Genomic DNA, 26,552 nt, shown 5'->3' on the forward strand with positions numbered 1-26,552 from the left:
TCACGCGGTGACGGACGTAGCCTGCTGGCATGCGCCGACACCTGCTACCCGCGGTCGTAATGCTGACGGAGATCGCGTTTCAGCTGGCCGTCCCCGGGGCTCCACCCCGGGATGTCGTCGGGCATGCCGCGCTGGTGGCGCTGGTCATCGCGGTACGCGGTCGGGCCCCGGTCGGCGCGCTGATCGGCGCGCTGCTGCTCGGCGCGCTCTCCGGCGGCGGGTACGTCCTGCTGCTCTGGGCCGCCTACCACGCGGGACGCGAGTCGCTGAACCGCGCCGGCGCCGTGATGGTGGCCGGGGCGCTGACCGGTACCCTCGCGGTGCACCTGGTGACCGCGCCGGCGGCTCCCCGGACAATCCCGAATCTGATCTCGACGTACCTGGTCTTCGCGGCGCTGCCGGTGTTGGTCGGCCGATACCTGGCCCAGCACGAGCGGCTGGTCGCCACCCTCGACCGGCACAACCGGCAGCTCCGCCGGGAACGGGAACTGCTCGCCGAGCAGGAGCAGCTCCGGGAGCGGCTGCGCATCGCCCGGGACATGCACGACTCCCTCGGCCACCGGCTCAGCCTGGTCTCGGTGCAGGCCGCCGCGCTGGAGGTGTCCGAGCTGCCACCGGTGCACCGGCAGGCGGTGCGGCAGCTCGCCGGAGCCGCGCGCGGCGCCCTGGACGAACTTTACGACCTGGTCGGTGCGCTGCGCGGCGGGCAGGACGCCGACCAGCGGTCGCCGGGAGTGGACCGGATCGGCCCGTTGGTGGCGGAGGTCCGCACGACCGGCACCCCGGTGGCGCTGCGTGCGGAGGGCACGCCGCACCCGCTGCCGGACGCGGCCGGGCGGGCGGCGTACCGGGTGGTCGAGGAGGGGTTGACGAACGCGCTCAAGCACGCCCCGGGCCAGCCGGTGACGGTACGACTCCGGTGGGAACCCGACGCCCTGCTGCTGACCCTCGACAACCCGCTGCCCGAACGGGCTGGGCCGGGGCCCGCCCCCGAACCGACCGCCGATGCCGGCCCCGACCGGCACGAGCCGGCCAGGCACAAGCCAGCCGGACACGAGCCAGCCGGGCACAAGCAAGCCGGGCACGGACTGGCCGGGCTGCGGGAGCGCGCCGACCAGGCGGGCGGCTTCGTGGCGTACCGGATCCTCGAACCCGGTGACCCCGCCCACCCGGGCGGCGGCGGACGGAGCTGGCGACTCCTCGCGATGCTGCCCGCCACGCGACCGGACGGGGAGCAGGCCGAGCCACCCGGGGCAGCCACCATCCGTACCCTGGCCCTCGGCGTCGCCACGGCGGCCGTGATGTTCGTGGCGGTACCGGCGAGCATGCTGCTGGGGGTGCGGTGAGGTGATCCGGGTCCTGCTCGCCGACGACGAGCCGCTGATCAGGACCGGCATCCGTACGGTGCTGGAATCGGCCGGCGATATCGAGGTGGTCGCCGAGGCGGCGGACGGCGCCGCGGCGGTCGAGGCGGCCCTGCGGCACCGGGCGGACGTGGCGCTGCTCGACATCCGGATGCCGGTGCTGGACGGCCTGGACGCGGTCGTCGAACTCGGCCGGCGGCTGCCCAGCCTCCGGGTGGTGGTGCTGACCTCGTTCGGTGCCGAACCGAACGTGTTGCGGGCGGTGCATGCCCGGGTGGCCGGGTTCGTGCTGAAGAACTGCACCCCGGAGGAACTGATCCGCGCGGTACGGGCCGCACACGACGGCGACGCCTACCTCTCCCCCGCCGTGACCCGGCTGCTGCTCGGGATGGTCGCACCGGAACCGGCGGGCCGTCGGCAGCAGGCGCGGGCCCGGCTGACGGCACTGACCACACGGGAGACGGAGATCCTGTGCCTGGTCGCCGAGGGGCTGTCCAACGCGGAGGTGGGCCGGCGGCTGCGGATGAGCGAGATGACCATCAAGACGTACGTCAGCCGGATCCTGGCGAAACTCGACTGCACCAACCGGGTTCAGGCCGCCCTGCTGGCCCGCGACGCCGGACCCACTCCCTGGAACTGACGCCTCGGCCGGTGGGCCGGGCGCAACGGTCGACCGTCAGGCGTTGCGGTCGATGGTGACCACCGCGTCGTCGGCCAGCCGGTAGCCGACCCCGTAGACGGTGGTGATCAACGGTACGTCGCCGACCTTGCCGCGCAGTCGGCGGATGTGCACGTCGACGGTGCGTACCCCGGTGTGTTCGTAGCCCCAGACCGCGGTGAGCAACTGGAGTCGGGTGAAGACCCGCCGGGGGTGTGCGACCAGGTGCATCAGCAGGTCGAACTCCAGCCGGGTGAGCGGCAGCGGCTCGCCGCCGAGCAACACGGACCGGGACGCCGCCAGGATGTGCAGTTCGGTGGCACCGGTGGCGGTGGCGGTGGCGGGTCGGGCCGGAGGGCGTGACGCGGTGACATCGGCGCGGCGCTCCAGCACGCCGGCGGAACCGCCGGTGATCGTCGCCTCGCCCCGTTCCACCAGCTCGCGGGCGGCCTCGAGCAGCCGGCGGGCCGGTGCGGTCAGGACCTCCTCGTTGCCGACGAGCGGGATGGACAACGTCACCGTCAGCGTCGGCGCGGTCGACCCGGCGGGCCGGCGGGACGCCCCTGGCGGTCGGCCGGGGCCGACCGGCTGGGCGCTGTGCCACCCGGTACGCGACGAGGCGGGGCTGACCGACATGGTCCTCCTTGGCTGCTCCGGGTGTTCCCCCAACGGCCCGAACCGCCGCTGCCTCGATGGTTCCGGGCACCGGGGCGAGGGTCAAGGGGACACGACGATGCATGAATGTGACAATCGACAAACTCACCGGAATCACTTGCTCGCTCTTAGTACCAGATCACGTCGGGAATCGCACACCCGGCAGGATGGTCAAGATGCGGGGGGTGTTGACGGGGTTCGGGGTGATCTGGGCGGTCACCCTGATCGGCTACCTCGCCGGCCGGTACGACCTGCTCGGCCCGCACGGCACAGCGGTGATCGCCCGGCTGGTCTTCCTGATCGCGACCCCCGCGCTGCTCTTCGGCACCCTGGCCCGCTCCACAGTGGCTGATCTGGCCACCCCGGCGCTGGTCGCCTTCGTGCTGAGTACCGTGATCGTGGCGGCGGCCTACCTGCTCGTGGCGCGCTTCTCCTGGCGCCGTCCGATCGGCGAGACGACCGTCGGGGCGATGTCCGCCTCGTACGTCAACGCGGCCAACCTCGGGTTGCCGGTCGCCGCGTACGTGCTGGGCGACGTCGCCTTCGTCGCCCCGGTCCTGATCTTCCAGGTACTGGTGGCGGCACCGCTGGTCCTCGGGGTGCTGGACGCCACCACCACCGCCCGGGGCATGTCGGTGCGCCGACTGGCGCTGCTGCCGGCCCGGAACCCGATCATGCTGGGCTCCGCCGCCGGGGTGCTGGTCTCGATCTCCGGCTGGCAGCCGCCGGCCGAACTGCTGCGCCCGTTCGACCTGGTCGGCTCGGCCGCCGTACCGTTGGCCCTGATCGCGCTCGGCATGTCGCTGCCCGGCAGCCGCCCCTTGGCGGCGGGCCCCGGCGCCGCGCAGCGGTACGTCGCGGTGACCCTCAAGATTGTCGTGCAGCCCGGGGTGGCATACCTGATCGCGCGGTACACGCTGGGCCTGGCCGGGCCGGCGCTGCTGGCCGCCGTGGTCACCTCGGCCCTGCCGACCGCGCAGAACGTCTTCGTCTTCGCCACCCACTACCGGCAGGCTCAGTCGCACGCCCGGGACGTCGTGGTGCTCTCCACCATCGCCGCCGCCGTCTCGCTCGTCGCGATCGCCGCCCTGCTCGGCTGAGCCGCTCCGGCGAGCACGGCCCGTGGAGCCAAGCGGACGGCGCAGTAGGATCAGACGGCGAAACCGACGATCGCCGCTGGCAGCGCTGCCAGTGGGCTCGGCAGAGTCGGCGGAGTCAAGGGGGCGGGCGGCCCACACCCGACGGGGAGGACTGATGGGTGCGGTGGTGACAGCGGTGTCCCGGAACGAGGGGCACCACTTCAGCAAGCCGACGCGGCAGAGCATCCGACTGCTCGCCGGGCTCGGTGTGGAGGGCGACGCGCACCTCGGCGTCACCGTCAGGCACCGCTCCCGGGTGGCGCAGGATCCGACCCAGCCGAACCTGCGGCAGGTCCACCTGATCCATGCCGAGCTGCACGACGAGCTGCGCGAAGCCGGTCACGAGGTGGCGCCCGGCGAGATGGGCGAGAACATCACCACCCGGGGCGTGGACCTGCTCGGGCTGCCGGTCGGGACGCTGCTCCGGCTCGGCGACGCGGCCGTCGTCGAGGTGACCGGGCTGCGCAACCCGTGCGTGCAGATCGACAACTTCCAGCCCGGGCTGCTGAAACGGGTCGTCCGCCTCGACGGGGCCGGCAACCTGGTCCGGCTGGCCGGGATCATGGGCGTGGTACGCGAGAGCGGCGAGATCCGGCCCGGTGACGAGATCATTGTGGACCTGCCGGCAGAGCCCCACCGGCCACTCGACCGGGTCTGACACCGCGCACCGGCACTCCGGGTGGACTCGGCTGTGCCATGTCCCGAACCGATCTGCGCCAACGCGACCATCATGGCCGGCCGGGCACGACACCACTGGGCGGAAGGTCCACGACCCGGTCGGCCAAACGGTTCATCAGGGCCGGATCGTGCGTGACGAGCAGGACCCCGGCCCGGTCGGTCCGCTGATAGTCGGTGATCACGGCGGCCACGTGTGCCTGGGTGGAGGCGTCGAGCATCGCGGTGGCCTCGTCACAGAGCAGGTAGTCGGGGCGGTGTGTGAGGGCCCGGGCAAGGCAGGCGCGCTGGAGTTGGCCGTCGCTGACCGCGTGCGGCCGACGGCCGAGCAGGTCGGCGGTGAGTCCGACGAGGTCGGCGAGGTCGGCGACCCGGCGGCGGATCTCGTCGTCGGGGCGCCGGGTGGCGCGGAGCGGTTCGGCGATCAGGTCGGCCAGGCTCAGCCGTGGATCGGCGGCAGCGCGAGGGCTCTGGAAGAGGACGGCGATCCGGGTACGCACGGCGACCGGCACCGAGTACCGGGTGCCGGTGACCGGAGCGCCATCGATGGTCACCCGACCCCGGTCCGGCCGGTGCAGCAGGGCGAGCACCCGGACCAGAGTGGACTTTCCGCCGCCGGAGGCCGCACGTAACCCGACCGTCTCGCCACGTCCGATGCGCAGGTCGACCCGGTCGAGGACGATCTGCCGGCCGTAGCCGGCGGTGACCTGCTCTGCGGCGAGCTGTCCCGCTGTCCCGCTCACGACACGACTCCGGCGCCGATCGGGTGGTGGCAGGCGACCGCCCCGGCGTCGTACGCCGCCGACCGGGGTTGACGCTCGCAAACGTCGGTGGCGTACGGGCAGCGGGTGGCGAAGGCACAGCCCGGGGGCAGCGCGGTGAGCATCGGCGGATGCCCGGGTACGGGCCGGAAGGCGCGGTCCGGCAGCGCATCGAGCAGGGCGGCGCCGTACGGGTGGGCCGGTGCGGTGAAGAACCGCCTGGCGGGTCGGTGTTCGACGACGCGGCTGGCGTACATCACGGCCACGGTGTCGGCGACCCGCTCGGCGGCGGCGAGGTCGTGGGTGATCAGCACGACGGACTTCCCGCCGTCGCACCTGCGGCGGAGCAGGTCGAGGGTGTGGTCGACCAGGGGCCGGTCCAGCCCGCTGGTGGGCTCGTCGGCGATCAGCAGGACCGGGTCCGGAGCGAGGGCGAGGGCGGTGACCAGTCGTTGCGCCATGCCACCGGAGAGTTCGTGCGGATAGCGGTCCAGGTCGGCGACGTCGAGGCCGACCTCGGCGGCGACGCGTTCCGCCGCGCCGACGGCCTCGGCCCGGGTGTGCCGGTGGGCCCGAAGCGTCTCCTCGATCAGGCGCCGGCCGGTCCGAACCGGGTTGAGCGCGGTGGCCGGGCTCTGCGGCACCAGACCGGCCAGCCGCCCCCGGACCCGGCCGGCGAGTACCCGTTCACCACAGGTGACCAGGTCGACCGGTCCGTCGTCGAGCTGGTGCAGCCGGGCCTGGCCGGTGACGGTGGCGTTCCGGGGCAGCAGCCCGAGCAGGGCGTGGGCCAGTACGGACTTGCCGCAGCCGGACTCGCCGACGACGGCGAGCAGTTCGCCGGGATGCACGCCGAGGGTGAGGTCGGTGACGGCGTGCACGGTGGCGTCCCGGAGTCGGAACCGGACGCCGAGCCCCTGGACGTCGAGCACCGGACCGGGCCCGCCGGGCCGCTGCGGGTCAACCAGCGAGGCGATGCCGGCCGGCCGCTCGGCGGTGACGCTCTGGTCGGTCTTCACAGTTGCAACTCCGCTCGGACGCGGGGATCGAGTCGGTCCCGCCAGTGGGCCGCGAGGACGGCGATGGCCAGGGTGACCACGACGATGACCGCTCCCGGGGCGAGGCTGGCCCACCAGGCGCCGGCCAGCAGCGAACCCTGACCGTCGTTGATCATGTTGCCGAGCGAGGCGAGGTGCGGCGGCAGGCCGAGCCCGAGGAAGGAGAGCGCGGTCTCGTGCCAGACGGCGTGCGGGATCATCAGCGTGATGGCCAGGGCCAGCCGGGGCAGTACGTGTGGCAGCAGGTGCCGGGTCAACACCCGCCGCCGGCTCGCGCCCCCGGTGATCGCCGCGTCGACGAATGGCCGGTTACGCAGGCTCAACAGCTCGGACCGGACGATCCGGGCGGTGGAGAGCCAGTGGGTGAGCCCGATCGAGGCGATCACCGCGCCGAGGCTGGGCCGGAGCATCCCGACGATGAAGATGCCGAGCAGCAGGTGCGGCAGGGCCGCGACGGTGTCCACGATCCGCATCAGTATCCGGTCCACCCACCCGCCGACGGCGCCGGCGATCCCGCCGACGATGCCGCCGATCACGGTGGCGACCAGCGCGGCGACCGCGCCGACGAGCAGCGAGACCCGCAGCCCGTAGAGAGCGCGGTGTGCGACGTCGCGGCCCAGCTCGTCGGTACCGGCGGGATGCGCCCAGGACGGGGCCAGCCGGATCCGGTCCAGGGCAACGGCGCTCTGGTCGAGCGGCCAGAGCAGCGGGGCGAGTAGGCAGGCGGCGACCGCCACCAGCAGCACCGCGCCGGCCACGGCCGCACCGGTCTGGCCGGGACGCAGCCGGAGGCGGGGCCGCCGGAGGGCGACGGTACGGGTTCGGGTGAGGTCAGCCATCGATGCGTACCCGGGGATCGGCGGCGGCGTAGCCGAGGTCGGCGGCGAGGTTCGCGGCCAGCACCACGGCGGTGGTCAGCAGGGTGGTCGCGGCCAGCAGCGGAAAGTCGCTGCCCAGCGCGGCGTGCACGGTGACCGCGCCGAGCCCGGGCAGCGAGAAGACGGTCTCGACCAGGACCGCGCCGCCGACGAGTTCGGGCAGGTGCGTGCCGACCAGGGTGAGGAAGGGCAGCAGCGCGGTGCGCAGCGCGTGCCCGAACAGCACCGTCCGGCCGGGCAGTCCCCGGGCTCGGGCGGCGAGCACGTGGTCGTCGCGGAGGCTGTCGGCGACCGCGTCCCGGACGAAGAGCACGAACCACGGGGCCTGGGAGACCGCCAGCACCCCGACCGGCAGCACGAGGTGGTGGGCGACGTCGCTCCACGAGGTGCCGGTCGCGGTCACGTCGGTCAGCCCGCCGGCCGGCAGCCAGCCCAGGGCGAGCGCGAAGAGGGCGATGGCGGCGAGACCGAGCCAGAACACCGGCATCGACTGGACCGCGTACGCGACCGCCCGCAGGCCGCGGTCGAAGAGCCCGGCACGCCGGTACGCGGCCAGCGACCCGAGCAGCAGGCTCGCCACGAGTACGACGGCGAGCGCGGCGCCGACCAGCAGCAGTGTCCAACCGGCGCGGGCGGCGATGACCGAGCCGACCGCCTCGTGTCGACTCGTCGACCAGCCCAGATCGCCGCGGAGCAGGTTGCCGGCCCAGCGCAGGTACTGCACCGGAAGCGGGTCGTCGACACCCCAGTTGGCGCGGATCTGCGCCAGGTTCTCCTCGCTGGTGGTGAACGCGGCCGCCCCGGCGTACTGCTTCGCGGGGTCGACCGGGGAGAACGCGCCGAGGGCGAACATGCCCATGCTGGTGGCGACGAGCACCGGTACGCCGACCAGCAGCCGGCGCCGCACCACCACACCCGCCGCGGCGAGCCGGCTCCCCGGTCGCCGGGTCACCGCCGGGTCCAGGTGTTGATGTTCCACCAGAGGCTGTTCGCCACGTCGTGCTCGTGCGGCTCCACCCGGGGCGCCACGCCGTCGATCGAGTCCCGCAGCACGTAGGTGTGCTTCAGGTAGGTCAGGTACACCCACGGCAGGTCGGCGGCGAGCTGCTTCTGGAACGTCGAGTACGCCTGCTTGCGCCGGGCCGGGTCGGACTGGTCCCGGCCCTGCTGCAACGCCTGGTCCACGACCGGGGACCGGTAGTGCCCGGGGTTGAAGTAGCCCTGACCCGCGAACCGGGACCCGAACAGCTTGTAGGAGACGAAGTCCGGGTCGTACGGGCTGCCGTATCCCATGATCAGTGCGTCGGAGTTGAGCCGTGCGTCGATCGCGTCCCAGGTCAGACCGGTCGGGGTGATCTCGATGCCGACCTTGCGGGCATCCGCGGTCACCGCCAGCGCCAGCTCCTTGCGGAGGCTGTCGGCGGCCGGGTACATCAGGGCGAACCGGGCCGGCCGGCCGTCCCTGGCCCGGATACCGCCCGCACCGGGCGTCCAGCCGGCCGCGTCGAGCAGGGCGGTGGCCGACGCCGGGTCGGCGGTGGGCTTGCCGACGACGTCCGGTTCGGCGTACTCCGAGGTGGGCGGGACCGGTCCGTACGCCGGCTCACCGGCGCCGCCGAGTACCCCGTTGACCATCGCGGCCCGGTCGACGGCGAGGTTGAGCGCCCGCCGGATCGCCGGGTCGGCGGTGACCGGGTTGCCCATCGGCAGCATCACGCCCCGGTAGTCGGCCGTCGGGACCCGCTCGACCCGGTAGCCGGCGCGGCCGTCGAAACCGGCGGCGAGCTTCGGGGCCAGCTCGGCGACGTCGAACTCGCCGGCCCGCATCCGCTGGGCCCGGATGTTGTCGTCGGCGACGAAGGCCACCACCAGCCGCCGGTTCGTCGGCCCGCCGGCGAAGTAGCGGTCGTTGGCGGTGAGCACCAACCGGTCGCCGGGGGTCCAGGACTGCACCTGGTACGGGCCGGTGCCGACCGGCTTGCGGTTGAACTCGGCCTTGTTGATGTCCTGTCCGCTCAGTGCCCCGGCCGGCACGACGCCCAGGGTGAGACGTTGCAGGAACGGCGCGTACGCGTACCGCAGCCGGAACACCACGGTGGCCGGGTCCGGCGCCTCGACCGATTCCAGCATCTCCAGGTCGGACCGGAGCGTGGAGTCCACCCTCGGGTCCAGCACGGCCCGGTAGGTGAATACCACGTCGTCGGCGGTGAGCGCCGTACCGTCATGGAAGACGACCCCGTCGCGCAGCGTGGCCGTCACGGTCCGGCCGTCCGCCGAGACCGCCGGCAGTTCCCTGGCGAGGCCCGGGACCAGTTGATTCTGCTCGTCCCGGGCGACCAGCCCGTCGAAGATCAGTGATGCGCCGTCGACACCGTAGTTGAGTACCGGGTTCAACGTGTCCGGTTCGCCGCCGGTGGCGACCACGAAGGTGTCACCGGCCGCCGTCGACGCCCCGGGTGTGGTCGAGGACGAGCAGGAGGCGACGGCGAGCAGGCCAGCTACGGCGGCCATCGCCACGAGTCGCCGGGCGGTCGGACGAATCCGGATCACGGAGGTCTCCACGGAGGTCGGGCAGCAACGAGCGGGGCACCGGCGCGCCGACACCCACTGATGATCACCGTGGCAGAGTTGCCAAGCTTTTGCAACAACCGTGGTGCTGCATTAAGCCGATGTCGATCCTGTCCGACCGGACCGGGCGGGGCTACGAGCCGCGGCTGATGTCGAGCAGGTGGTGCTCCCCCTCGTGCACGGTGTGCCGGCCCAGCCACAACAGCGTCCGGACCTGCCGCTGCGGCCAGGGATAACTGCCGGTCCTGGCGAGTTGGGCCGGGCCGAGCCTGCCGAACGCCGTCGCCAGTTCTCCGGCCGCCGTGCCGAGCTCGTCGAGGACCACGGCCGGGTCCTGCTGGTTGTACGCGTCCGCGACCACCCGCTCGTCCCGCCCCATCGGCGTGAACTCCGGCTCGTCCACGGCAAGTGCCAGGGCGAGCCGCTGCGCCTGTACCTGGAAGACGTCCCGCACGTGGCAGGCGTACTCCAGGGGCGACCAGACCCGTTCGGCCGGGCGCCGTCGCGGATCCCGTGCCGCGCGCAGCCCGGCGGAGTACCGCGGCCCGAACCCGCGGAGCCGGTCGGGCAGCGCCTCGGAAGCAACGGTGGAATAGTCGAACCCGCACTCTTCGCAACGCTCCACGACCATCCAGGGTACGGCCGCGCGGGGAGCGCCGGTGCTGGACCAGGACGTGCTGCGGCGGGGCCGACCGGTGAAGCACCGGCCGGCCCCGCCTTCGTGGCTGGCGCGGTCCGCCGCGCAGCCCACCAGCTCTCTTCCCGGGTCTTTCCTACCCGATCACGCTGACCGACGAGTTCGGGCCGACAGTGCCGAAGATCTTGCCCTTGAACGGCGCCGGCTTGGCCGGATCACTCACCAGCCGTACGGACAGGTAGTCCACCCCGCTGTTCAGGTAGAGCGCCCAGAACATTCCGTTCGCACCGATCCAGCTTCCGCCACCGCCGGGCCGCTGATAGGAGCAGCCCTCGACGTTCACCGCGGAGGCGCCGATGAAGAAGCCGGCCGAGTAGCGGTCCGTTCCGTCGGCACCGACGCCGGTGGAGTCCGCGGTGCAGCCGGAGACGGATGAACCCTTGCCGGTCACCTCGAACCCGCAGCCGTAGGTGTCCTGTGCCTCACAGCCCACCACGGTGGCGCGGGCCGACGAGATCCGGAAGGCGGGGCCGGGCGTGGACCCGCTGCCGGTGCCGTACGCCTTGCAGCCCCACACCTTGGTGTTGCCGCCGCCGACCAGGTACCCACCGCTGACGCCGCCCTGCGCCGAGCAACCGCTCACGAAGCCGTCCGAGGACTGGAGGTTGTACGCCCAGCCGCCGGCCTTCTCCACCCGACAGTCGGTGATCTTGTATTCGCGCATCCCGCCCGAGTAGGCGCCGCCCAGGTATATGCCGTCCGAGGTGGTGCCGGTGACGAAGACCCGCCCGAGCCACGGGGCCGGATCCGGACCGTACCGCGCGGGCTTCGTACTGATCTGGAGGTTGACGCCGTTCGTCGCCAGCCTCGCCCCGTCCAGTCCGATGTCGAACAGGCACATCCGGGAGCCGTCGAAGGTGCCCGACGGGGTGCTGACCATCGCGCCGGTGAACCCGCTGCCGGCCCGCAGCACCGTGCCGAGCGGACCGGCACCGACCAACGTCTGCCGGTCACCCAGGATGACTGGCGCCTTGATGGTGTAGGTGCCGCCGGCGACATACACGGCGCCCTGACCGACCGCCCGCAGCGCCCTGTTGATCGCGTCCTGCGCACCGAGGCTGTCGTCGACCTCGTAGGTGGCGCCCGAACCGGCCGGTCCCACCCAGGGCACGCCGCTGGTCTCCGCTGCCAGCACCGGGGCCGCACCCACGAAGGGCGCTATCGCAGCCGCACCGGCGGCCGTGGCGACGGTGCTCCGCAGAAGCGCCCGGCGACTCCGACTCTCTTCTGGCACAAGTCCTCCCCAAGATCTCATGACGCCTGGCTGCGCGGCTACCGAAGGCCGAGCCGAGAACGTCGACGGCCGTCAATCCTGGATGATCTTTCCTCGGGTGTCCAGGGATCGGAGAGAACCGAGCGGAAATTCGGAGCCGGCGCTGAGCCCTCGGGCAAGCACCTCCAGCGTCGCACCGGCCGCGGCGCGAGCCGTCCAACTCCTCCTAGCGGGCGGCCGGGAAGTCGACCAGGTCGGGAATGGTGTGACCGGGCTGGCGGGCGGCGGCCAGTTCGGCCGGGACAAAGACCGGTTCACCACGGGCCTAACGGTTCCTCGGCGACGGCCAGCCGTGCGCCCGCTTGACCGGTTGAGTTCCGATCCACTTACCTGCTTGAATGTCTGGGGAGCACAGGGCCGGGCACGTCTCACCTCTCGCACCGTGACAGGAGACAACCATGCTCCGCAGGCCCCTGCTCAGTACCGTGCTGACCGCGCTCGTCGTCGCGCTCGGCACGCTCGTCGTCGCCAGACCCGCGCTGCCGGCGGAGGCACCGGCAGCCGTACGGATCATGCCACTCGGTGACTCCATCACCGGCTCCCCGGGCTGTTGGCGGGCCATCCTCTGGAACCGGTTGCAGAACACCGGGTACACCAATATCGACTTCGTCGGCACGCTCGGCCCGCAGGGCTGCGGGCAGCCGTACGACGGTGAGAACGAGGGGCACGGCGGTGCCCTGGTCACCACCGTGGCCGACCAGAACCAGTTGCCGCCCTGGCTCGCCGCCACCCGCCCGGACGTGGTGCTCATGCACTTCGGCACCAACGACGTCTGGAGCAACCGGGCCACCGCGACCATCCTCGCCGCGTACGGAAAGCTGGTGGACCAGATGCGGGCCAGCAACCCGGCCATGACGATCCTGGTAGCGAAGATCATCCCGATGGCGCCGAGCACCTGCGCCGAGTGCGGCCAGCGCGTGGTGGCGCTCAACGACGCCATTCCGGCCTGGGCCGCGTCGAAGACCACCGCCGGATCGCCGATCGTGGTGGTCGACCAGTGGACCGGGTTCAGCACGGGCAGCGACACCTATGACGGCGTACACCCCAACGCCGCCGGTGACCAGAAGATGTCCGACCGGTGGTATCCGGCGCTGACGGCGGCGCTGGACGGTGTCACGCCCACCCCGTCGCCGACCCGGACGCCCACCGCACCGCCCACCCGCACGCCGACCCCACCGCCGAGCACCACCGCACCACCGCCCACCACCACTCCGCCGCCGGCCGGCGGCTGCGCGGCGACCTACCAGAGCATCGGGCAGTGGCAGGGCGGCTTCCAGGGTGAGGTGACGGTACGCAACAACGGCACCGCCGCGAGCCGGTCCTGGACCGTCGAGCTGACCTTCGGAGCCGGCCAGCAGGTCAACCAGGCCTGGAACGCCACGGTGTCACAGAGCGGCGGGACCGTGACCGTCCGCAACGTCGGGTGGAACGGCTCGCTCGCCCCCGCCGGTACCGCCACCTTCGGCTTCCTCGGCAGTTGGACCGGCAGCAACCCGGCCCCGGCGGTCAGTTGCACCCTGGGCTGACCGGCACACCGTTGATCGCCCCGGGCCGCCTCCGGCCCGGGGCGTGCCCCCGCGCGAGGCGCTGGCTCAGCCCTCGGCGACCCGGTAACCGGCGATCGACGGCCAACGGACGGTGAGGACCACCGCCGGTTCCGGGGCCAGCCAGGAGTGGTCGACACCCGGCCCCCAGACCACGTAGTCACCCGGGCGGGTCAGCACGACGGTACGGTCCCGCAACTCGACATGGAACCGGCCGGAGACCAGCACCAGCAGGGCGGTACGCCGCTCTCCGGTCACCCACTCGGCCCGGGTGTCACCGGCCGGATGCACGCCCCACTTGACCTCGACGTCCGCGCTGTGCCGCACATCCACACCGGGCGGCATGAAGTGACCCAGCAGCCAGCCCTCGTTGTCCGCACCGTCGACGCCCGCCTGGCCGACGTAGATGCCGTCCCGCACCGGCCCTCCCTCCACCGGTCGGGCAAGCTATCACGGGCCACCGCGGCCGCCACGACCAGGCCGCCGAGGTTGCGGCGGCCCGGTACCCGCGCCGGCCGGGACAGCCGGTATACAGGGGGGATGCGCAACACGACCCTGGCCGGACGAATGCGTACGGCGGCGACCGCGCTGCTGGACGCGCTACCGGGGCCGGCCCGGGCGCTGGCCGCCCGCCCGTTCGACGACGAGGCCGGCCGGCGCTGGATCGAGTACCGGCCACTGCCCCGGCCGGGCGCCAGCCTCGCCGACCTCGACCGGACCGGTCGCAAGGCGACGCACCGGCTGCTGGCCACCGCGCTGAGTCCGCACGCGTACGCACAGGCGGCCACCGTGATGGCCCTGGAGGAGGTACTCGACCGGCAGGAGGACTGGCGACGGGGCCGGCACAGAGACGACTACCGGATCGTGGTCTTCGGCGACCCGGCCCGGGACGACCGCTGGTCCTGGCGGTTCGAGGGGCACCACCTCTCGGTGACGATGACCGTGGCCGGCGACCGGGTCTCCCCCGCGCCGCTCTTCCTCGGCGCCAACCCGGCGACGGTGAGCTACGCCGGCCGTCCGGTCAGCCGGCCACTCGGCCCCGAGGAGGATCTCGCCCGCGCCGTGCTCGACGCGATCGGTCCGGACGGACGCGGCGCGGCGATCGTCGCCGACGACGCGCCGGCCGACATCCGCAGCGGCACCCGGGCCCGGTACGACCGCCGGATCGAGCCGCCCGGGCTCCGGGCCGGCAAGCTCGGACCAACCGGCCGGGCGCTGCTCGACCAGCTCGTCGCGCTCTATCTCGACCGGCTTCCGCCGGAGCTCGCCGGCCAGGAGGCGGCCCGGGTCCGCCGGGGCGATCTCTACTTCGCCTGGGAGGGGCCGACCAGGCCGGGCGGGCGGCACTACTACCGCGTCCAGGGCGAGGACCTGCTGATCGAGTACGACAACACCAGCGAGGACGGCAACCACGCGCACACCGTGCTGCGGCGCCCGCGCGGCGACTTCGGTGCCGACCTGCTCGCCGAGCACCGCGCCACCGCCCACTCCTGAGTCGGGCGGCGGACGGACCGCCTCAGCCGCCCCGGCGTCGGCCGAACCCTCCGGCCACCGACGTGGTCGGCGGGCCGAACCCGTCGAAGCTGGTCGGTTCGCCACGCCTCTGATCGAACTGCCGGACCAGGCTGCCGCCGAGTCGCACCCCGACCGCGCCGAGGACCAGGCCGAACAGCTCGACCGCGACCAGCCCACCACTCGCCCCGTGCTCCGGCTCGCCCGACCTGATCAGGCAGGCGAAGACGAACAGCACCGCGACGGCGGCGTTCACCAGGTTGAAGGTGACGGCGGTTCGCCGGGTCGGGTCGCCCGGCACGTCCCACAGGTCGACCATGCCGGCCGCCGTGGCGAGCCCCCCGGCGACCAGTGCCGCCACCGCCGTCCAGTAGCCGACAAGTCCCAGGAACGCCGGTCCGCCGAGTACGTCGGTCAGGTCGAAGACCGTGGCGCAGACGAACAGCCCGAACGGAAAGGTCACCAACATGGGCTGGATCGGATGTCCGTGCACCCGCAGGCGGCTCTGCATGGTGGCGCCTCCCCGGCTCGCTTCTCGGCCAACCTCCAGCGTGCTACCCCCGGGCCGCCCCGCCGAAACGACGCGTGCCCGCGCGGTCCACGCCGGACGGTCAGCTGTCGCGACGCCGGGCCACCGAGGTGACCAGCCGCTCGGCCACCTCCCGTAGCGGGATGGCCAGTGCCGCCGAGGCGGACCGCAACACCCGTAGCGCCTCCGTGGCCGGACAGCCACGTTGAGTCATGATAACCCCGACCGCCTGGTCGATGACCTGCCCGGCCGTGAGTGCGTTCTCGGGTTCGCCGGCCGACCCGGTCTGCCGGTCCCGGACCGCGCCGAGGAGCAGGCCGACATGTTCGGCCAGCAGCATCGCGGTGAGCTGTTGACTGGCGGTCAGCACTCCCGGCTCCCGGGCGTACAGGTTGATCGACCCGACCACGTGCTCGTCGACGTCGACCGGTACGGCGAGCACCCCGCGTACGCCCAGCGCCAGCGCCCGGCCGGTCCACGGCCGCCACCGGGTCTCGGTACGCAGGTCCGCCGACCAGACCAGTTCCCGGGAGCGGATCGCCACCATCGCCGGTCCGTCCTGGCCGTGCCGGACGTCGTCGAGGTCGCCGAGTCGGGGTTCCGAGGCTGCGACCGAGGCGGGTGCCCCGGCCCGCAGCACGGTGACCCCGCACCAGGTCACCGCCGGGATGGCGTCTCGTACGGTACGTACCAGCCGGTCCAGTGCGGCGTCGAAGTCGTCGCTCGCGATCAGTCCGGCAGTCACTTCGCGGAGCAGGGCGGCGGTCTCCAACACGCCCGGGGCTTCGGTCGACGGCTCCGTCGTCGTCCTCAGCCTCAGCACCGTTCCGGAACCCCCGCCGGTACCGCTGCCGCGGTACGCCCGGTTCGTGCCGTCGCCTGTCTCATGTCGCCTCTCCCCCGCCGTTCGGCGATCCCGTGCCGGTACGGACCTGCGCTACTACCCGAGCGCCGGGTGGACAAACCACCCGTTCCAGGAAGAGAACGATCGCCCCCGTCCCGGGGTTGCCGTCAGGCTTCCGACGATCAACCCCGGGATCCGCGGGTGCGGTGCGGTCAGCGCGGGGTGGAGCTGAGCCGGCGGCCGACGGCGGCGATCAGACGGTCGAGTTCCGAGCCGAACGGGTTGTCGTGCACCAGGTAGGTCCAGGTGGCGCTGGGTCGCACCAGCTCTCCCTCGCCCGGCTCCCAGTCCTCGTCGAACTCGTTCTCCTCGAAGGTCTCCACCGTACGGGTCTCGATCTCCGGGACCAGCGCGTTGAACGCCGGCACCGCCGAGCGGTGGAACTCGTCGAGCGGGTCGAGCCGGCCCAGCGCCCGCAGGTGCACGCCCTCGCGCACCTCGGAGAGCTCGGCCAGGTGCTGCGCCCAGAGCCGGTCGAGGTGGTAGAGCGCGATCGACCGGCCGACCTTGGAGAGGAGATCCTCGTCCATCTCCTTGGCTCGGTCCGGGAAGCGCTCGGTCAGCATCTGCGCCGCCACCTCGGTGGTGAGCAGCCGCTCCCGGCGCTCGGCCAGCGCCTTGCGCTGCTGCTCGATCACCACGCTGTACCGCCAGGTGTTGCGGTGGATCTCGTGGTTGACGCCCTCGGCGATCCGCTGGGCGTGCTCGACGGCGAAGTCCACCTGCTCGTCGGTGACCAGACCGTCGGCGTTCATCCGGGGCGACGGCGGGATCGCGTCCGGGGCGTGCCGGACGACGAGGTTGTCCTCCAGACTGACGAAGAAGACCGAGCGACCCGGGTCGCCCTGCCGGCCGGCCCGGCCCCGGAGCTGGTCGTCGACCCGCCGGCTGTCGTGCCGGCCGCTGCCGATGACGAAGAGGCCGCCGAGTTCGGCGACCCGGTCGCGGTCGGCCTGGTCGCTGCCGCCGAGCCGGATGTCGACACCCCGGCCGGCCATCTGGGTGGAGACGGTCACCGCGCCGTACTTGCCGGCCTCGGCGATGATCGCCGCCTCCTCGGCGTCGTTCTTGGCGTTCAGTACCGTGCACGGCACCCCGGCCCCGCGCAGCGCCTCGGCGAGTCGCTCGGACTCCTGGACGTCCAGGGTGCCGATCAGCACCGGGCGGCCGGTCTCGTGCTGCTCCTGGATCTCCTGGATCAGCGCCTCTTCCTTCTCACCCCGGGTGGCGTAGATCCGGTCCGGGTCGTCGATCCGGACGCAGGGCGTGTTCGGCGGGATCACCGCGACCTCGAGCGAGAAGAACTCCCGCAACTGGTCGCCGACCAGCACCGCCGTGGCGGTCATCCCGCAGACGGTCCGGTAGAGCGCGACGTACGCCTGCACGGTGATGGTGCCCAGCACCTCACCCTCGGCGGTGGCGTCGAGCCCCTCCTTCGCCTCCACCGCCGCCTGGAGCCCGTCGGGCCACCGGCGGCGCTGGGCGACCCGGCCGCGCATCTCGTCGATCAGCTCGACCCCGTCGTTGCGGACGATGTAGTCGACGTCCCGGTGCAGCAGGGCGTGCGCGTGCAGGGCGACGTTGACCGCCGAGAGCTGCTCGACGTGCTCGTCGTCGTAGAGGTCGACGCCGCCGAGCCGGGCCTCGACCTCGGCGAGTCCGGCGTCGGTGAAGGCGACGCTGCGGCCGTCGTCGGCCACCGTGTAGTGCCGCCCGGCCCGCAGCCCGCGGACCACCGCCGCGGCCTGGTGCACCGGGTCCTGCTCACCCGGCACCGCGCCGGCCAGCACCATCGGCACCCGGGCCTCGTCGATCAGGATGGAGTCGGCCTCGTCCACGATCGCGGTGGTCAGCGGCGGCTGCACCCGGTCGTCGATGTCGGTGACGAGCTGGTCGCGGAGGAAGTCGAAGCCGGCCTCGCTGACCGAGACGTAGGTGACGTCGCAGGCGTAGGCTGCCTGGCGCTCTTCGCGGGTGGACGCCTCGGTCACCCAGCCGACGCGGAGCCCGAGCAGCCGGTAGACCGGCGCCATCCACTCGGCGTCCCGGCGGGCCAGGTAGTCGTTGACGGTGAGCACGTGCACCGGCCCGTTGCCCCGCCGCACGTGCCCGTACGCGGCGATCGTCGCGGTCAGCGTCTTGCCCTCACCGGTGGCCATCTCGGCGACCTTGCCGGCCAGCAGCGACATGGCGCCGAGCAGCTGGACGTCGTACGGCCGCTGGTCGAGCCCGCGCCGGGCGGCCTCGCGGCCCACCGCGCAGATCTCGACGAAGTCCTCGGCCTTGCCGGCCGCCTCGGTCAGCTCGGCGTCGTCCAGCTCGGTGAGTTCCTCCTCGCGCGCCTCGATCGTGGGCAGCAGCTTCTCCAGCGGCGCCAGATCAACTGTGGTGCCCGGACGTTGGAGGAAACGCCGGACCCTGGTCTTCAACCGTTGCGACACACCCATGACGCGCAACGGTACGCGAACTTCCCCGCAAAGTGCGGCCCGCCCGGCCGGTGCCGGATCCGCTCTCGGCCGGACCGGTGGCGGGATGTCCGTACCGCCCGAGTGTGCCCGAATGGGCGGATTGGGAGCTCTGCTCCGGCTGGTCGCGGAGACCTGACCCCGACGGCCCGGCGAGCCGTACCGGCGTCCTCCGGGGCGCAGGGCCCGGACGGTTGAGCCGGCACCGGCGGGGAAGGCTGTAGGGCTGCACCGGGGCCCGGCCGGGCGCCGGTCGAGGCACAGTTGGGGAGGTCGCCGTGCGTCGCTCGCGTACGCCCGTGTCACCGGCGCTGGAGACGTGGTCCACCCACCGTACCGGGGTGGCCGACCAGTGGACGCCGCGACAGCTGGCACACCTGAAAGGGACCCGCACGGTCAGTGTGGTGATTCCGGCCCGGGACGAGGAGGCCACCGTCGGCGCGATCGTGGCGGCGATCCGGGCCTGCCTGGTCGAGCAGGTCGACCTGGTCGACGAGGTCGTGGTGGTCGACTCCCGGTCGAGCGACCGGACCGCCGCGGTGGCCGCGGCGGCCGGGGCGCGGGTGGTCGGCCAGGACGAGATGACCCGGGGGCTGCCCCGGCTCGACGGCAAGGGGGACGCACTCTGGGCCGGGCTGGCCGCGTCAATCGGTGACCTGGTCGCCTTCGTCGACGCCGACCTGCGGGAGTTTCAGCCCCACTTCGTCACCGGCCTGCTCGGTCCACTGCTCACCGACCCCTCCGTCGCGTTCGTCAAGGGCTTCTACCACCGCCCGCTGGTCGGCACCGGTGGTGTGGAGACGGAAGGCGGCGGCCGGGTGACCGAACTGGTGGCCCGACCGCTGTTCAACCTCTTCTGGCCGGAACTGGCCGGGTTCGTCCAGCCGCTCGCCGGGGAGTACGCCGGCCGGCGGGACGTACTCGAACGGGTGCCCTTCGTCTCCGGCTACGGCGTCGAGACGGCGATGCTGATCGACCTGCTGGAGATGTGCGGCCTGGACGCCCTCGCCCAGGTCGACCTCGGCGAGCGCCTGCACCGGCACCAGGACACCGAGGCGCTCGGCCGGATGTCCGGGCAGATCATGCACACGGTCTGGCAGCGACTGTGCCGACGGGGACTGGTCGAACAGACCGCGCCACCGGGGAACCTGCTGGTGCAGTTCCGCCGGGACGGCAGCAGCGCGCTACCCAACCTGCACCGGGAGATCGTGGTCAGCGACATCTCGGTCCGGGAACGCCCGCCGCTGGTGCAGCTGCAACCGGCGTCGCGCAGGGCCGCGGTGTGACCGGGCACGGCGCTCCCGCCGGGCGGGCCCGGGAGGACCAATGAGCCTGACGGTACTGATGAACGCCGGCCCGTGGCTTCCGGTGCCACCGCCCGGGTACGGCGGGATCGAGAACGTCGTCGCCACGCTGGTGCCGGAGCTGCGCCGGCTCGGCGTACGGGTGGTGCTCGCCTCGACCGGCGACGCCACGCTGCCGGTCGACGAACTGCTGTCGGTCTTTCCCGACGGCCAGTTCGGGGCGCTGCAACGGCCGTACAACCAGGTTTGCGGGATCTCACACGCGCACCTGAACGGGGTGGTCCGGGCGCTGCGTGAACGGGACGACATCGACCTGGTGCACGACCACGTGGAGGCGGTCGGGCTGGCGGTGCTGACCGCGATGGGTCCGGGCAGCGGTCCTGCGCTGCACACCCTGCACTGGGACCTCGGCAAGCATCCCGACCTCTACGGATACCTGGACGGCGGCGGCCGGGTGCGGGTGAACGGGGTCTCGGCGGCACAGCTCGCCCGGGCCCCGCGGGCGCTGCGCGACCACGCGGTCGGGCACGTGCACCTGGCCACCCCGCTCGCGGTGGACGCCGACCGCCGGCCGCCGGTGGAGAAGTCCGACCACCTGGTGATCCTCGGCCGGATCACACCGGGCAAGGGGCAGCACCTCGGGGCCCGACTCGCCCACCAGGCCGGGTTCGACCTGGTGCTCGCCGGACCGGTCGGGCCGTACCGGCGGCCGGAGGAACTGGCCGCCGCCGGGCCGGAGACGGGACAGAATCCGGACGTGCGGTACTGGCGCGAGCAGGTTGCCCCGCTGGTGGACGACGACCGGGTGCGCTGGGTCGGGATGGTGGCCGGCAGTGCCCGGGACGATCTTGTGGCGGCGGCCCGGGCCAGCCTCTTCCCGCTGTGCTGGGAGGAGCCCGGCGGCACCGCGGTGATCGAGTCGCTGGCGCTCGGTACCCCGGTGCTGGCGATCGGCCGGGGCTGCCTGCCGGAGCTGATCGAGCACGGCCGCACCGGCCTGCTCGCCGACGACGAGGACGGCCTCGCCGATCTGGTGCGGGAGGTCGCCGTGCTGGACGAGCGGGACTGCCGGCTGGAGGCCAGCCGCCGGTTCACCCCGGCGACGATGGCCGAGCGCTACGTCGAGCTGTACGAGCGGGTACGCCGCTCGGCCGCGGCGGGGCAGCGAGCGGAGCCGGTGCGCGGGTGAGTCGGCGCCGCTCCGGCTCCTCGGCGCCTGGGCGGGTATCACCGGTTTTCACCCGTTAGAAGCAAAGAGAGCGGAAGTTGGTGTCCTGCCGGGTTTTGCCGGTGGAACACCGGGTAGTCGCCCCTCGTCCCAGCCGTGACCGAGGGGTGAGCCGGCGATGTCGAACCGAGTGGTGACCGAGCCAGAGCCAGAGCGCGAGCCGGTGATCGTGGCCCCCGCTGGTTCGGGTGGGTATCCGGGGCCGGTTCGGGGTGTGGTGCCGGGCAGTACGTTGCTTCGGTTGTTGGGTACCACGGATGCGAAGCAGATCGGGTTGTTGTATCTGGTGACGTCGTTCGCGTTTTTCATCGTTGCTGGTGTGATGGCGATGTTGATGCGGGCGGAGTTGGCGCGTCCGGGTTTGCAGTTTCTGTCGACGGAGCAGTACAACCAGCTTTTCACCGGGCATGGCGCGATCATGTTGCTGCTGTTCGCGACTCCGTTGGCGTTCGCGTTCGGCAACTATGTGGTGCCGTTGCAGGTGGGTGCGCCGGATGTGTCGTTCCCCCGGTTGAACGGGTTGGCGTACTGGTTGTACCTGCTGGGTGGGTCACTGCTGTTGCTGGGTTTCCTGACGCCGAACGGGTCGGCGGACTTCGGGTGGACGGCGTACCCGCCGTTGAGTCGGGCGCAGCACTCACCGGGCATCGGCGCGGACATGTGGATCATCGGGCTGGTCCTGTCCGGGCTCGGTACGATCCTGGGCGCGGTCAACCTGATCACCACCATCCTGACCCTGCGGGCGCCGGGGATGACGATGTTCCGGATGCCGATCTTCACCTGGAACATGCTGCTGACCGCGCTGCTGGTGATCCTGGTCTTCCCGCTGCTGGCCGCGGCGTTGCTCGCCCTCTACGCCGACCGGCGCCTCGGCGCGCACGTCTACGACCCGGCAAACAGCGGGCCGCTCCTGTTCCAGCATCTGTTCTGGTTCTTCGGCCATCCCGAGGTCTACATCGTGGCGTTACCGTTCTTCGGCATCATCACCGAGGTCATCCCGGTCTTCTCCCGCAAGCCGATCTTCGGTTACAAGGGACTCGTCGCCGCCACGATCGCGATCACGGTCCTGTCGATGACGGTGTGGGCACACCACATGTTCGCCACCGGCCAGGTGCTGCTGCCGTTCTTCAGCTGGCTCAGCTACCTGATCGCCGTACCGACCGGGGTCAAGTTCTTCAACTGGATCGGCACGATGTGGAAGGGCCAACTGACCTTCGAGACCCCGATGCTCTTCTCGATCGGCTTCCTGGTCACCTTCCTGTTCGGCGGACTCACCGGAGTACTACTGGCCAGCCCACCGGTCGACTTCCACACCACCGACACCTACTTCGTCGTCGGACACTTCCACTACGTCCTGTTCGGCACCATCGTCTTCGCCGCCTTCGCCGGCGTCTACTTCTGGTTCCCCAAGATGACCGGCCGACTCCTCGACGAACGCCTCGGCAAAATCCACTTCTGGACCATGTTCCTCGGCTTCCACGGCACCTTCCTCGTCCAACACTGGCTCGGCAACGAGGGCATGCCCCGCCGATACGCCGACTACCTACCCACCGACGGCTTCACCACCCTCAACACCATCTCCACCATCAGCTCCTTCGTCCTCGGCGCCTCCACCCTCTTCTTCCTCTACAACGTCTGGAAATCATGGCGGTACGGCCGAGCCGTCACCGTCGACGACCCCTGGGGCTTCGGCAACTCCCTGGAATGGGCCACCAGCAGCCCACCACCCCTACGCAACTTCGACCACATGCCCCGAATCCGCTCCGAACGCCCCGCCTTCGACGCCAAATACGGCCCCCTCGTCGCCGACCTCGGCCGCGACCTACCACAACGATCAACCCGACCACCACAACTGATCGGCGACGAACTGCGCCACGAGGTACACGATCCCGAGGCCGACGTTCCCACGGAGGAGGGGGCGCACGGTGCCGAGGCCGCGGTCGCGTACCACCCGCCGGCCGGGTCCGGTGCCCGACCGATCGAGGTGCCGGAGCCCGACGACGTACGCCGGCCGACGTTCGAGCCGAGCCGACCCGACGAGCACGTCGACGACTCCGACCGGGGCGGCGCCGAGAGCCCGCGCTGGCGTACCGGACGGGCGCGCCCCGAGAGCCAGCCGGAGGACGCGGAGGAAGACGACCGATGAGGCGCCGACCAGCGGCGTACCCGATCACGCGCCGACCGGCGACGTACCAGTGGATTCCGCGCGCCGGTTCAGTCCGCAGGCAGCGCGACCAGGCCGGCGGCGTTGAGCGAATGCTGTACCACGGGTTGGGCGCGGGCCAACCGCCACCGGACACCGGCCCGGTGCGCGGCGTCCCGGCCGGCGACCAGGGCGGCCAGGGCCGGGCCGTCCAACCTCGCCACGTCGGTCAGGTCGATCGCCACCTCCGCCGGGTGCCGGTCGGCGACCGCCTCGACCACCGCCTGGCGCAACTGCTCGGCGGTGTCCCGGTCGATCTCCCCGGTCACCTCGACCACCACCCGCTCCCCCACCTGGCGCACCGAGAGCCGGGCCGGCTGGCCGCCCGCGTCGGCCCCGCCGGTCTGCCACGGCGCCGGCGAGTCGGCGAGCATCGCCTGGCGCAGCCAGGTGAGCGCCCGGGAGAGCAGCCGGGAGACGTGCATCTGCGAGATGCCGAACCGGGCGGCGATCTCGGCCTGGGTCTGGTTGCCGTAGAAGCGCATCGCGAGGATCCGCCGCTCCCGCCAGGGCAGCCGGCCGAGCAGCCCGCTGACCGTCACCCGGTCGTCCACCGACTCCAGGTCCGTGTCGGACTCGCCGACCAGGTCACCGAACTCCGCCGAACTCTCCCCGCCGACCGGCGCGTTCAGCGACGCCGGACTGTAGCCGGCGGCGGACTCCAGCGCCGCGAGGATCTCCTCCTCCGGCGTCTCCAACCTGGCGGCCAGCTCGGCCACGCTCGGCGAGCGGGACAATTCGCTGGTCAACGCCGCCGTCGCCTGGCCGACCTCCAGGATCAGGTCGCGCAGTCGCCGGGGTACGTGCACACCCCAGGTGCGATCCCGGAAGTGCCGCTTGATCTCGCCGACGATGGTGATCGCGGCGTACGCGGTGAACGAGCCACGTTCCGGGTCGTACCGGTCGACCGCGTTCACCAGGCCCAGTCGGGCCACCTGTTCCAGGTCCTCCAGCGGTTCGCCCCGGCCCCGGTACCGCCGGGCCAGCCTGCCGGCGAACGGCAGGGCGAACCGGACGAGGTCGTCCCGGGCCTCCTGCCGGCGTTCCGGCGGCAGGCCGGCGATTCTGGCCGCGTACGCCAGCGCGGCCGCGTCCAGGTCCTCCAGCCCCCGTTCGGCTGGTGGTGTGGTGGTGATCTGTCCGAACATCCGCGCCTCCCTCAGGAAGGTCCCCCGCCCGGGATGTGCGAATCCGGTCACCGGTGCCGTACGGGACGTCACCGCGCCGGAAGCGAACACGTAGCCAAGCTGAACGGGCGAACGTCACCTCGCGCTGCGATAACCAGCGCTAATGACCAGTAGCAGTCAGCGTTCTTCCCGCCCTGTAGGTACTCAATCACGGGACGTGACGTCCGCGAGGAGATTTTGCGATCAGGGATCAGCAGACCAGCAGCCCCTGCGGGGTGCCACTGGCCCGCAGCCCGGCCAGCGCCTCCACCACCCGCAGCGGGGCGGGCGCCGGCAGGTCGTAGGGCTGGTTCCGGAGCACCTCGGTGGCGTGCCGGGTGGCCACCGAGGTGACCGGGTAGCCGCGCGCCGCCACCCGGTCCACCGCCCGGCGGCGGCGCCCGAACGAGGCCACCGCGAGCCACTGCGGCAGCCCGGCCAGCGCCGGCGACCGCAGCCCCGGCGGTTCCGGCAGGACGTCCAGCGAGCTGAACGGCGCGCTGCCGGCGAGCCACCACTCCGCTCCGGTCACGCTCCGCTCGGTGGCGTTCTCACACCAGTACGGCACCAGCCCGGCCCGGACCACCTGCCACGGGTCGATCAGCCGCCCGCACTCCACCACGCACCGGTCACCGCTCTTGCCGGCTCCGCGCAGCCAGGCCCGGTACACGTCCGCGGCGGCGGCGCTCAGCGCGTCCGGGCCGGGAAACAGCACCCGGTGCACGGGGCTGCCGGCGGCGCGTACCCAGTCCAGCAGGCTGGACTCGAAACCGGGCTCGACGCCCTGTTCGGCGTAGCCCGGACGGCCACCCTCGGGCGCGTCCCAACTCGCCCCGTCACCGCCGGCTCCCCGCAGCACCTGCCCGAGCAGATCGCCGCCGGCCCGGAAGTCCGTCGGCTCCAGCCCGCTGGCCGGCCCGCCGAGCTGGAAGCTGTACCCGCCGCCCGGGTCGAGGACCGGCCAGGTGCGCACGTCGCGCAGCAGCAGTACCGGAGCGCCCGGCGCCAGCCGACTGCCCAGGAACTCCCGGTACGCCTCCGGCAGCCGCTGCCAGCGAACCACCAGCGACACCGTCGAGCCGGCCAGTACGCCCCGACCGACCGGATCGTGGACCTGCCGCACCCCTACCCCCGGGTTGCCCGCGATCAGCCGTTCCGCGACCCGAGCGCCGTACGTCGACGCCTCGACCGGTCTGTCGACCCGGCCGCCCGGCCACTGCACCGCCACGTCGAAGCCGACCGGCAGCCACGGCGCACCCATCGCGGTCGCCAGGTGAACCGCTGCGCCGTGCGGAGAGCCGATCACGACCCCGGGATACCAGCGCGGCGGATAGTGCCCGACCATCCACCGGGCCACCTGCTCGGCGTCGAGCGCTCCGGCCTGCCCGCCGGTGAGCGCGGTCCTGGTGGCCGCCCGCGCCAGCGCGGAGCGGCGTACCGCCTCCGGCGCACCTCGAAAGCGCGACAGCAGCGGGTGGTAACCGAGGTCGGCGCAGTCCCGGCCGCGCACCGCGCGGGACGCCACGGCCAGCAGCACCCGCCCGGCACTCTCCGGCGACACGATCCGGTCCGGCGGGAGCCCGGACCCGTCCGCGGCCAGCCATTCCTGCATCTCCCGCACCGGGCTCACCTCCCTGGTCCACGCTCCCCGGCCGGGGCTTCCCGTCCGGATCGGGTCTAAACGGGCGGTCAGCAACCTCGCGGGCACAATCCGGAGGACGGCCGGTTATGTCCGGCGGCAGCGCCTCCGGCCCGGCACGCTCCGTGCGGGTCGAGTTGCCCGGGACCGGCCGGACCGGTGATCGACCGATGTGACCCAGTTGCGCTATCGGACCGGCCGGCGGTCTCGGTACGCCAGCCACTTCGTCGTCGCGGTCGTCCCGTTCGCCCCGGTCGTGAGATATCGAGCGACTCCCCAAGCGGGATCCATTACCATCACCGCTGCCGGTTCGAACCCGGGACCCGGGGCCAG

General features: G+C 72.4%; 23 protein-coding genes. 9 read left to right on the forward strand and 14 right to left on the reverse strand.

All coding sequences use genetic code 11. From position 1 onward, the window contains the following. Nucleotides 1-29: 29 nt before the first annotated feature. Nucleotides 30-1,346 (forward strand): histidine kinase, encoded by a 1,317-nt coding sequence (locus tag EV371_RS18305; RefSeq protein WP_130463120.1) that lies wholly within the window; start codon nucleotides 30-32, stop codon nucleotides 1,344-1,346. Between the two features lies 1 nt (nucleotide 1,347). Next, a complete protein-coding gene (locus tag EV371_RS18310) occupies nucleotides 1,348-2,004 on the forward strand; it encodes a response regulator (RefSeq protein WP_130463121.1) in 657 nt (218 codons plus the stop codon). 36 nt (nucleotides 2,005-2,040) lie between these two features. Here the strand turns inward: EV371_RS18310 and EV371_RS18315 are convergent, their stop codons facing one another. Beyond that, on the reverse strand, nucleotides 2,041-2,658 hold the full coding sequence (locus tag EV371_RS18315; protein WP_130463122.1) for a winged helix-turn-helix domain-containing protein: 618 nt from the start codon (nucleotides 2,656-2,658) through the stop codon (nucleotides 2,041-2,043). Nucleotides 2,659-2,852: 194 nt separating this feature from the next. On the opposite strand from EV371_RS18315, the gene EV371_RS18320 reads away from it, so the two are divergent. Further along, complete coding sequence (locus EV371_RS18320) at nucleotides 2,853-3,776, forward strand: AEC family transporter (protein WP_130463123.1); 924 nt, start codon at nucleotides 2,853-2,855, stop codon at nucleotides 3,774-3,776. Nucleotides 3,777-3,930: 154 nt separating this feature from the next. Next, a complete protein-coding gene (locus tag EV371_RS18325) occupies nucleotides 3,931-4,473 on the forward strand; it encodes an MOSC domain-containing protein (protein ID WP_207230528.1) in 543 nt (180 codons plus the stop codon). 70 nt (nucleotides 4,474-4,543) lie between these two features. Here EV371_RS18325 and EV371_RS18330 read toward each other — a convergent pair whose 3' ends face one another. From EV371_RS18330 to EV371_RS18360, 7 genes are all read right to left on the reverse strand, one after another. Next, nucleotides 4,544-5,233, reverse strand: coding sequence for an ABC transporter ATP-binding protein (locus EV371_RS18330; protein ID WP_486484686.1), 690 nt, complete (start codon nucleotides 5,231-5,233; stop codon nucleotides 4,544-4,546). Next, nucleotides 5,230-6,270: an ABC transporter ATP-binding protein gene (locus EV371_RS18335; protein ID WP_486484687.1), complete on the reverse strand. Its 1,041-nt coding sequence runs from the start codon at nucleotides 6,268-6,270 to the stop codon at nucleotides 5,230-5,232. The genes EV371_RS18330 and EV371_RS18335 overlap by 4 nt, the downstream gene beginning before the upstream one ends. After that, nucleotides 6,267-7,148, reverse strand: coding sequence for an ABC transporter permease (locus EV371_RS18340; protein ID WP_130463124.1), 882 nt, complete (start codon nucleotides 7,146-7,148; stop codon nucleotides 6,267-6,269). The genes EV371_RS18335 and EV371_RS18340 overlap by 4 nt, the downstream gene beginning before the upstream one ends. Continuing rightward, nucleotides 7,141-8,166: an ABC transporter permease gene (locus EV371_RS18345; RefSeq protein ID WP_349340916.1), complete on the reverse strand. Its 1,026-nt coding sequence runs from the start codon at nucleotides 8,164-8,166 to the stop codon at nucleotides 7,141-7,143. The genes EV371_RS18340 and EV371_RS18345 overlap by 8 nt, the downstream gene beginning before the upstream one ends. Continuing rightward, the gene (locus EV371_RS34390; RefSeq protein WP_486484688.1) at nucleotides 8,136-9,737 is read right to left on the reverse strand and encodes an ABC transporter substrate-binding protein; all 1,602 of its coding nucleotides are present in this window, start codon (nucleotides 9,735-9,737) and stop codon (nucleotides 8,136-8,138) included. The genes EV371_RS18345 and EV371_RS34390 overlap by 31 nt, the downstream gene beginning before the upstream one ends. Before the next feature lie 151 nt (nucleotides 9,738-9,888). Continuing rightward, nucleotides 9,889-10,380 (reverse strand): DinB family protein, encoded by a 492-nt coding sequence (locus tag EV371_RS18355; RefSeq protein WP_165436727.1) that lies wholly within the window; start codon nucleotides 10,378-10,380, stop codon nucleotides 9,889-9,891. Nucleotides 10,381-10,528: 148 nt separating this feature from the next. Further along, entirely contained in the window at nucleotides 10,529-11,587 is a 1,059-nt protein-coding gene (locus EV371_RS18360; protein ID WP_165436728.1) for a right-handed parallel beta-helix repeat-containing protein, read from the reverse strand. A 536-nt stretch (nucleotides 11,588-12,123) separates the two neighbouring features. On the opposite strand from EV371_RS18360, the gene EV371_RS18365 reads away from it, so the two are divergent. Beyond that, nucleotides 12,124-13,251 carry a cellulose binding domain-containing protein gene (locus EV371_RS18365; RefSeq protein ID WP_130463127.1) on the forward strand — a complete coding sequence of 376 codons (1,128 nt, stop codon included), beginning with the start codon at nucleotides 12,124-12,126 and terminating at the stop codon, nucleotides 13,249-13,251. A gap of 66 nt (nucleotides 13,252-13,317) precedes the next feature. Here the strand turns inward: EV371_RS18365 and EV371_RS18370 are convergent, their stop codons facing one another. Beyond that, entirely contained in the window at nucleotides 13,318-13,689 is a 372-nt protein-coding gene (locus tag EV371_RS18370) for a cupin domain-containing protein (protein WP_130463128.1), read from the reverse strand. 120 nt (nucleotides 13,690-13,809) lie between these two features. Here EV371_RS18370 and EV371_RS18375 point away from each other — a divergent pair, with 120 nt between their 5' ends. Continuing rightward, on the forward strand, nucleotides 13,810-14,763 hold the full coding sequence (locus tag EV371_RS18375; protein WP_130463129.1) for a DUF3500 domain-containing protein: 954 nt from the start codon (nucleotides 13,810-13,812) through the stop codon (nucleotides 14,761-14,763). 22 nt (nucleotides 14,764-14,785) lie between these two features. On the opposite strand, the gene EV371_RS18380 is transcribed toward EV371_RS18375, so the two are convergent. From EV371_RS18380 to secA2, 3 genes are all read right to left on the reverse strand, one after another. Then, nucleotides 14,786-15,292: a DUF2231 domain-containing protein gene (locus EV371_RS18380; protein ID WP_130463130.1), complete on the reverse strand. Its 507-nt coding sequence runs from the start codon at nucleotides 15,290-15,292 to the stop codon at nucleotides 14,786-14,788. A 100-nt stretch (nucleotides 15,293-15,392) separates the two neighbouring features. Further along, a complete protein-coding gene (locus tag EV371_RS18385) occupies nucleotides 15,393-16,124 on the reverse strand; it encodes an ANTAR domain-containing protein (protein ID WP_130466030.1) in 732 nt (243 codons plus the stop codon). 242 nt (nucleotides 16,125-16,366) lie between these two features. Then, nucleotides 16,367-18,661, reverse strand: a complete 2,295-nt coding sequence (secA2, locus tag EV371_RS18390) for an accessory Sec system translocase SecA2 (RefSeq protein WP_130463131.1) — start codon at nucleotides 18,659-18,661, stop codon at nucleotides 16,367-16,369. A 296-nt stretch (nucleotides 18,662-18,957) separates the two neighbouring features. On the opposite strand from secA2, the gene EV371_RS18395 reads away from it, so the two are divergent. From EV371_RS18395 to ctaD, 3 genes are all read left to right on the forward strand, one after another. Next, a complete protein-coding gene (locus EV371_RS18395) occupies nucleotides 18,958-19,965 on the forward strand; it encodes a glucosyl-3-phosphoglycerate synthase (protein ID WP_130463132.1) in 1,008 nt (335 codons plus the stop codon). Between the two features lie 40 nt (nucleotides 19,966-20,005). Continuing rightward, entirely contained in the window at nucleotides 20,006-21,172 is a 1,167-nt protein-coding gene (locus EV371_RS18400) for a glycosyltransferase (RefSeq protein ID WP_130463133.1), read from the forward strand. Between the two features lie 157 nt (nucleotides 21,173-21,329). Continuing rightward, a complete protein-coding gene (ctaD, locus tag EV371_RS18405) occupies nucleotides 21,330-23,357 on the forward strand; it encodes an aa3-type cytochrome oxidase subunit I (protein WP_130463134.1) in 2,028 nt (675 codons plus the stop codon). 68 nt (nucleotides 23,358-23,425) lie between these two features. On the opposite strand, the gene EV371_RS18410 is transcribed toward ctaD, so the two are convergent. Next, nucleotides 23,426-24,562 carry a SigB/SigF/SigG family RNA polymerase sigma factor gene (locus tag EV371_RS18410; RefSeq protein ID WP_130463135.1) on the reverse strand — a complete coding sequence of 379 codons (1,137 nt, stop codon included), beginning with the start codon at nucleotides 24,560-24,562 and terminating at the stop codon, nucleotides 23,426-23,428. A 229-nt stretch (nucleotides 24,563-24,791) separates the two neighbouring features. Then, on the reverse strand, nucleotides 24,792-26,192 hold the full coding sequence (locus EV371_RS18415) for a hypothetical protein (RefSeq protein WP_130466031.1): 1,401 nt from the start codon (nucleotides 26,190-26,192) through the stop codon (nucleotides 24,792-24,794). Between the last annotated feature and the right edge of the window lie 360 nt (nucleotides 26,193-26,552).

The sequence above is a fragment of the Plantactinospora sp. CNZ321 genome (assembly GCF_004217235.1).

What these genes read in the sequence shown, in the direction of transcription:
- EV371_RS18305 (WP_130463120.1), top strand. Translation starts at nt 30, where the DNA reads ATGCGCCGACACCTGCTACCCGCGGTCGTAATGCTGACGGAGATCGCG.
- EV371_RS18315 (WP_130463122.1), bottom strand. Translation starts at nt 2,658, where the DNA reads ATGTCGGTCAGCCCCGCCTCGTCGCGTACCGGGTGGCACAGCGCCCAG.
- EV371_RS18320 (WP_130463123.1), top strand. Translation starts at nt 2,853, where the DNA reads ATGCGGGGGGTGTTGACGGGGTTCGGGGTGATCTGGGCGGTCACCCTG.
- EV371_RS18325 (WP_207230528.1), top strand. Translation starts at nt 3,931, where the DNA reads ATGGGTGCGGTGGTGACAGCGGTGTCCCGGAACGAGGGGCACCACTTC.
- EV371_RS18340 (WP_130463124.1), bottom strand. Translation starts at nt 7,148, where the DNA reads ATGGCTGACCTCACCCGAACCCGTACCGTCGCCCTCCGGCGGCCCCGC.
- EV371_RS18365 (WP_130463127.1), top strand. Translation starts at nt 12,124, where the DNA reads ATGCTCCGCAGGCCCCTGCTCAGTACCGTGCTGACCGCGCTCGTCGTC.
- EV371_RS18375 (WP_130463129.1), top strand. Translation starts at nt 13,810, where the DNA reads ATGCGCAACACGACCCTGGCCGGACGAATGCGTACGGCGGCGACCGCG.
- EV371_RS18380 (WP_130463130.1), bottom strand. Translation starts at nt 15,292, where the DNA reads ATGCAGAGCCGCCTGCGGGTGCACGGACATCCGATCCAGCCCATGTTG.
- secA2 (WP_130463131.1), bottom strand. Translation starts at nt 18,661, where the DNA reads ATGGGTGTGTCGCAACGGTTGAAGACCAGGGTCCGGCGTTTCCTCCAA.
- EV371_RS18400 (WP_130463133.1), top strand. Translation starts at nt 20,006, where the DNA reads ATGAGCCTGACGGTACTGATGAACGCCGGCCCGTGGCTTCCGGTGCCA.
- ctaD (WP_130463134.1), top strand. Translation starts at nt 21,330, where the DNA reads ATGTCGAACCGAGTGGTGACCGAGCCAGAGCCAGAGCGCGAGCCGGTG.
- EV371_RS18410 (WP_130463135.1), bottom strand. Translation starts at nt 24,562, where the DNA reads ATGTTCGGACAGATCACCACCACACCACCAGCCGAACGGGGGCTGGAG.
- EV371_RS18415 (WP_130466031.1), bottom strand. Translation starts at nt 26,192, where the DNA reads ATGCAGGAATGGCTGGCCGCGGACGGGTCCGGGCTCCCGCCGGACCGG.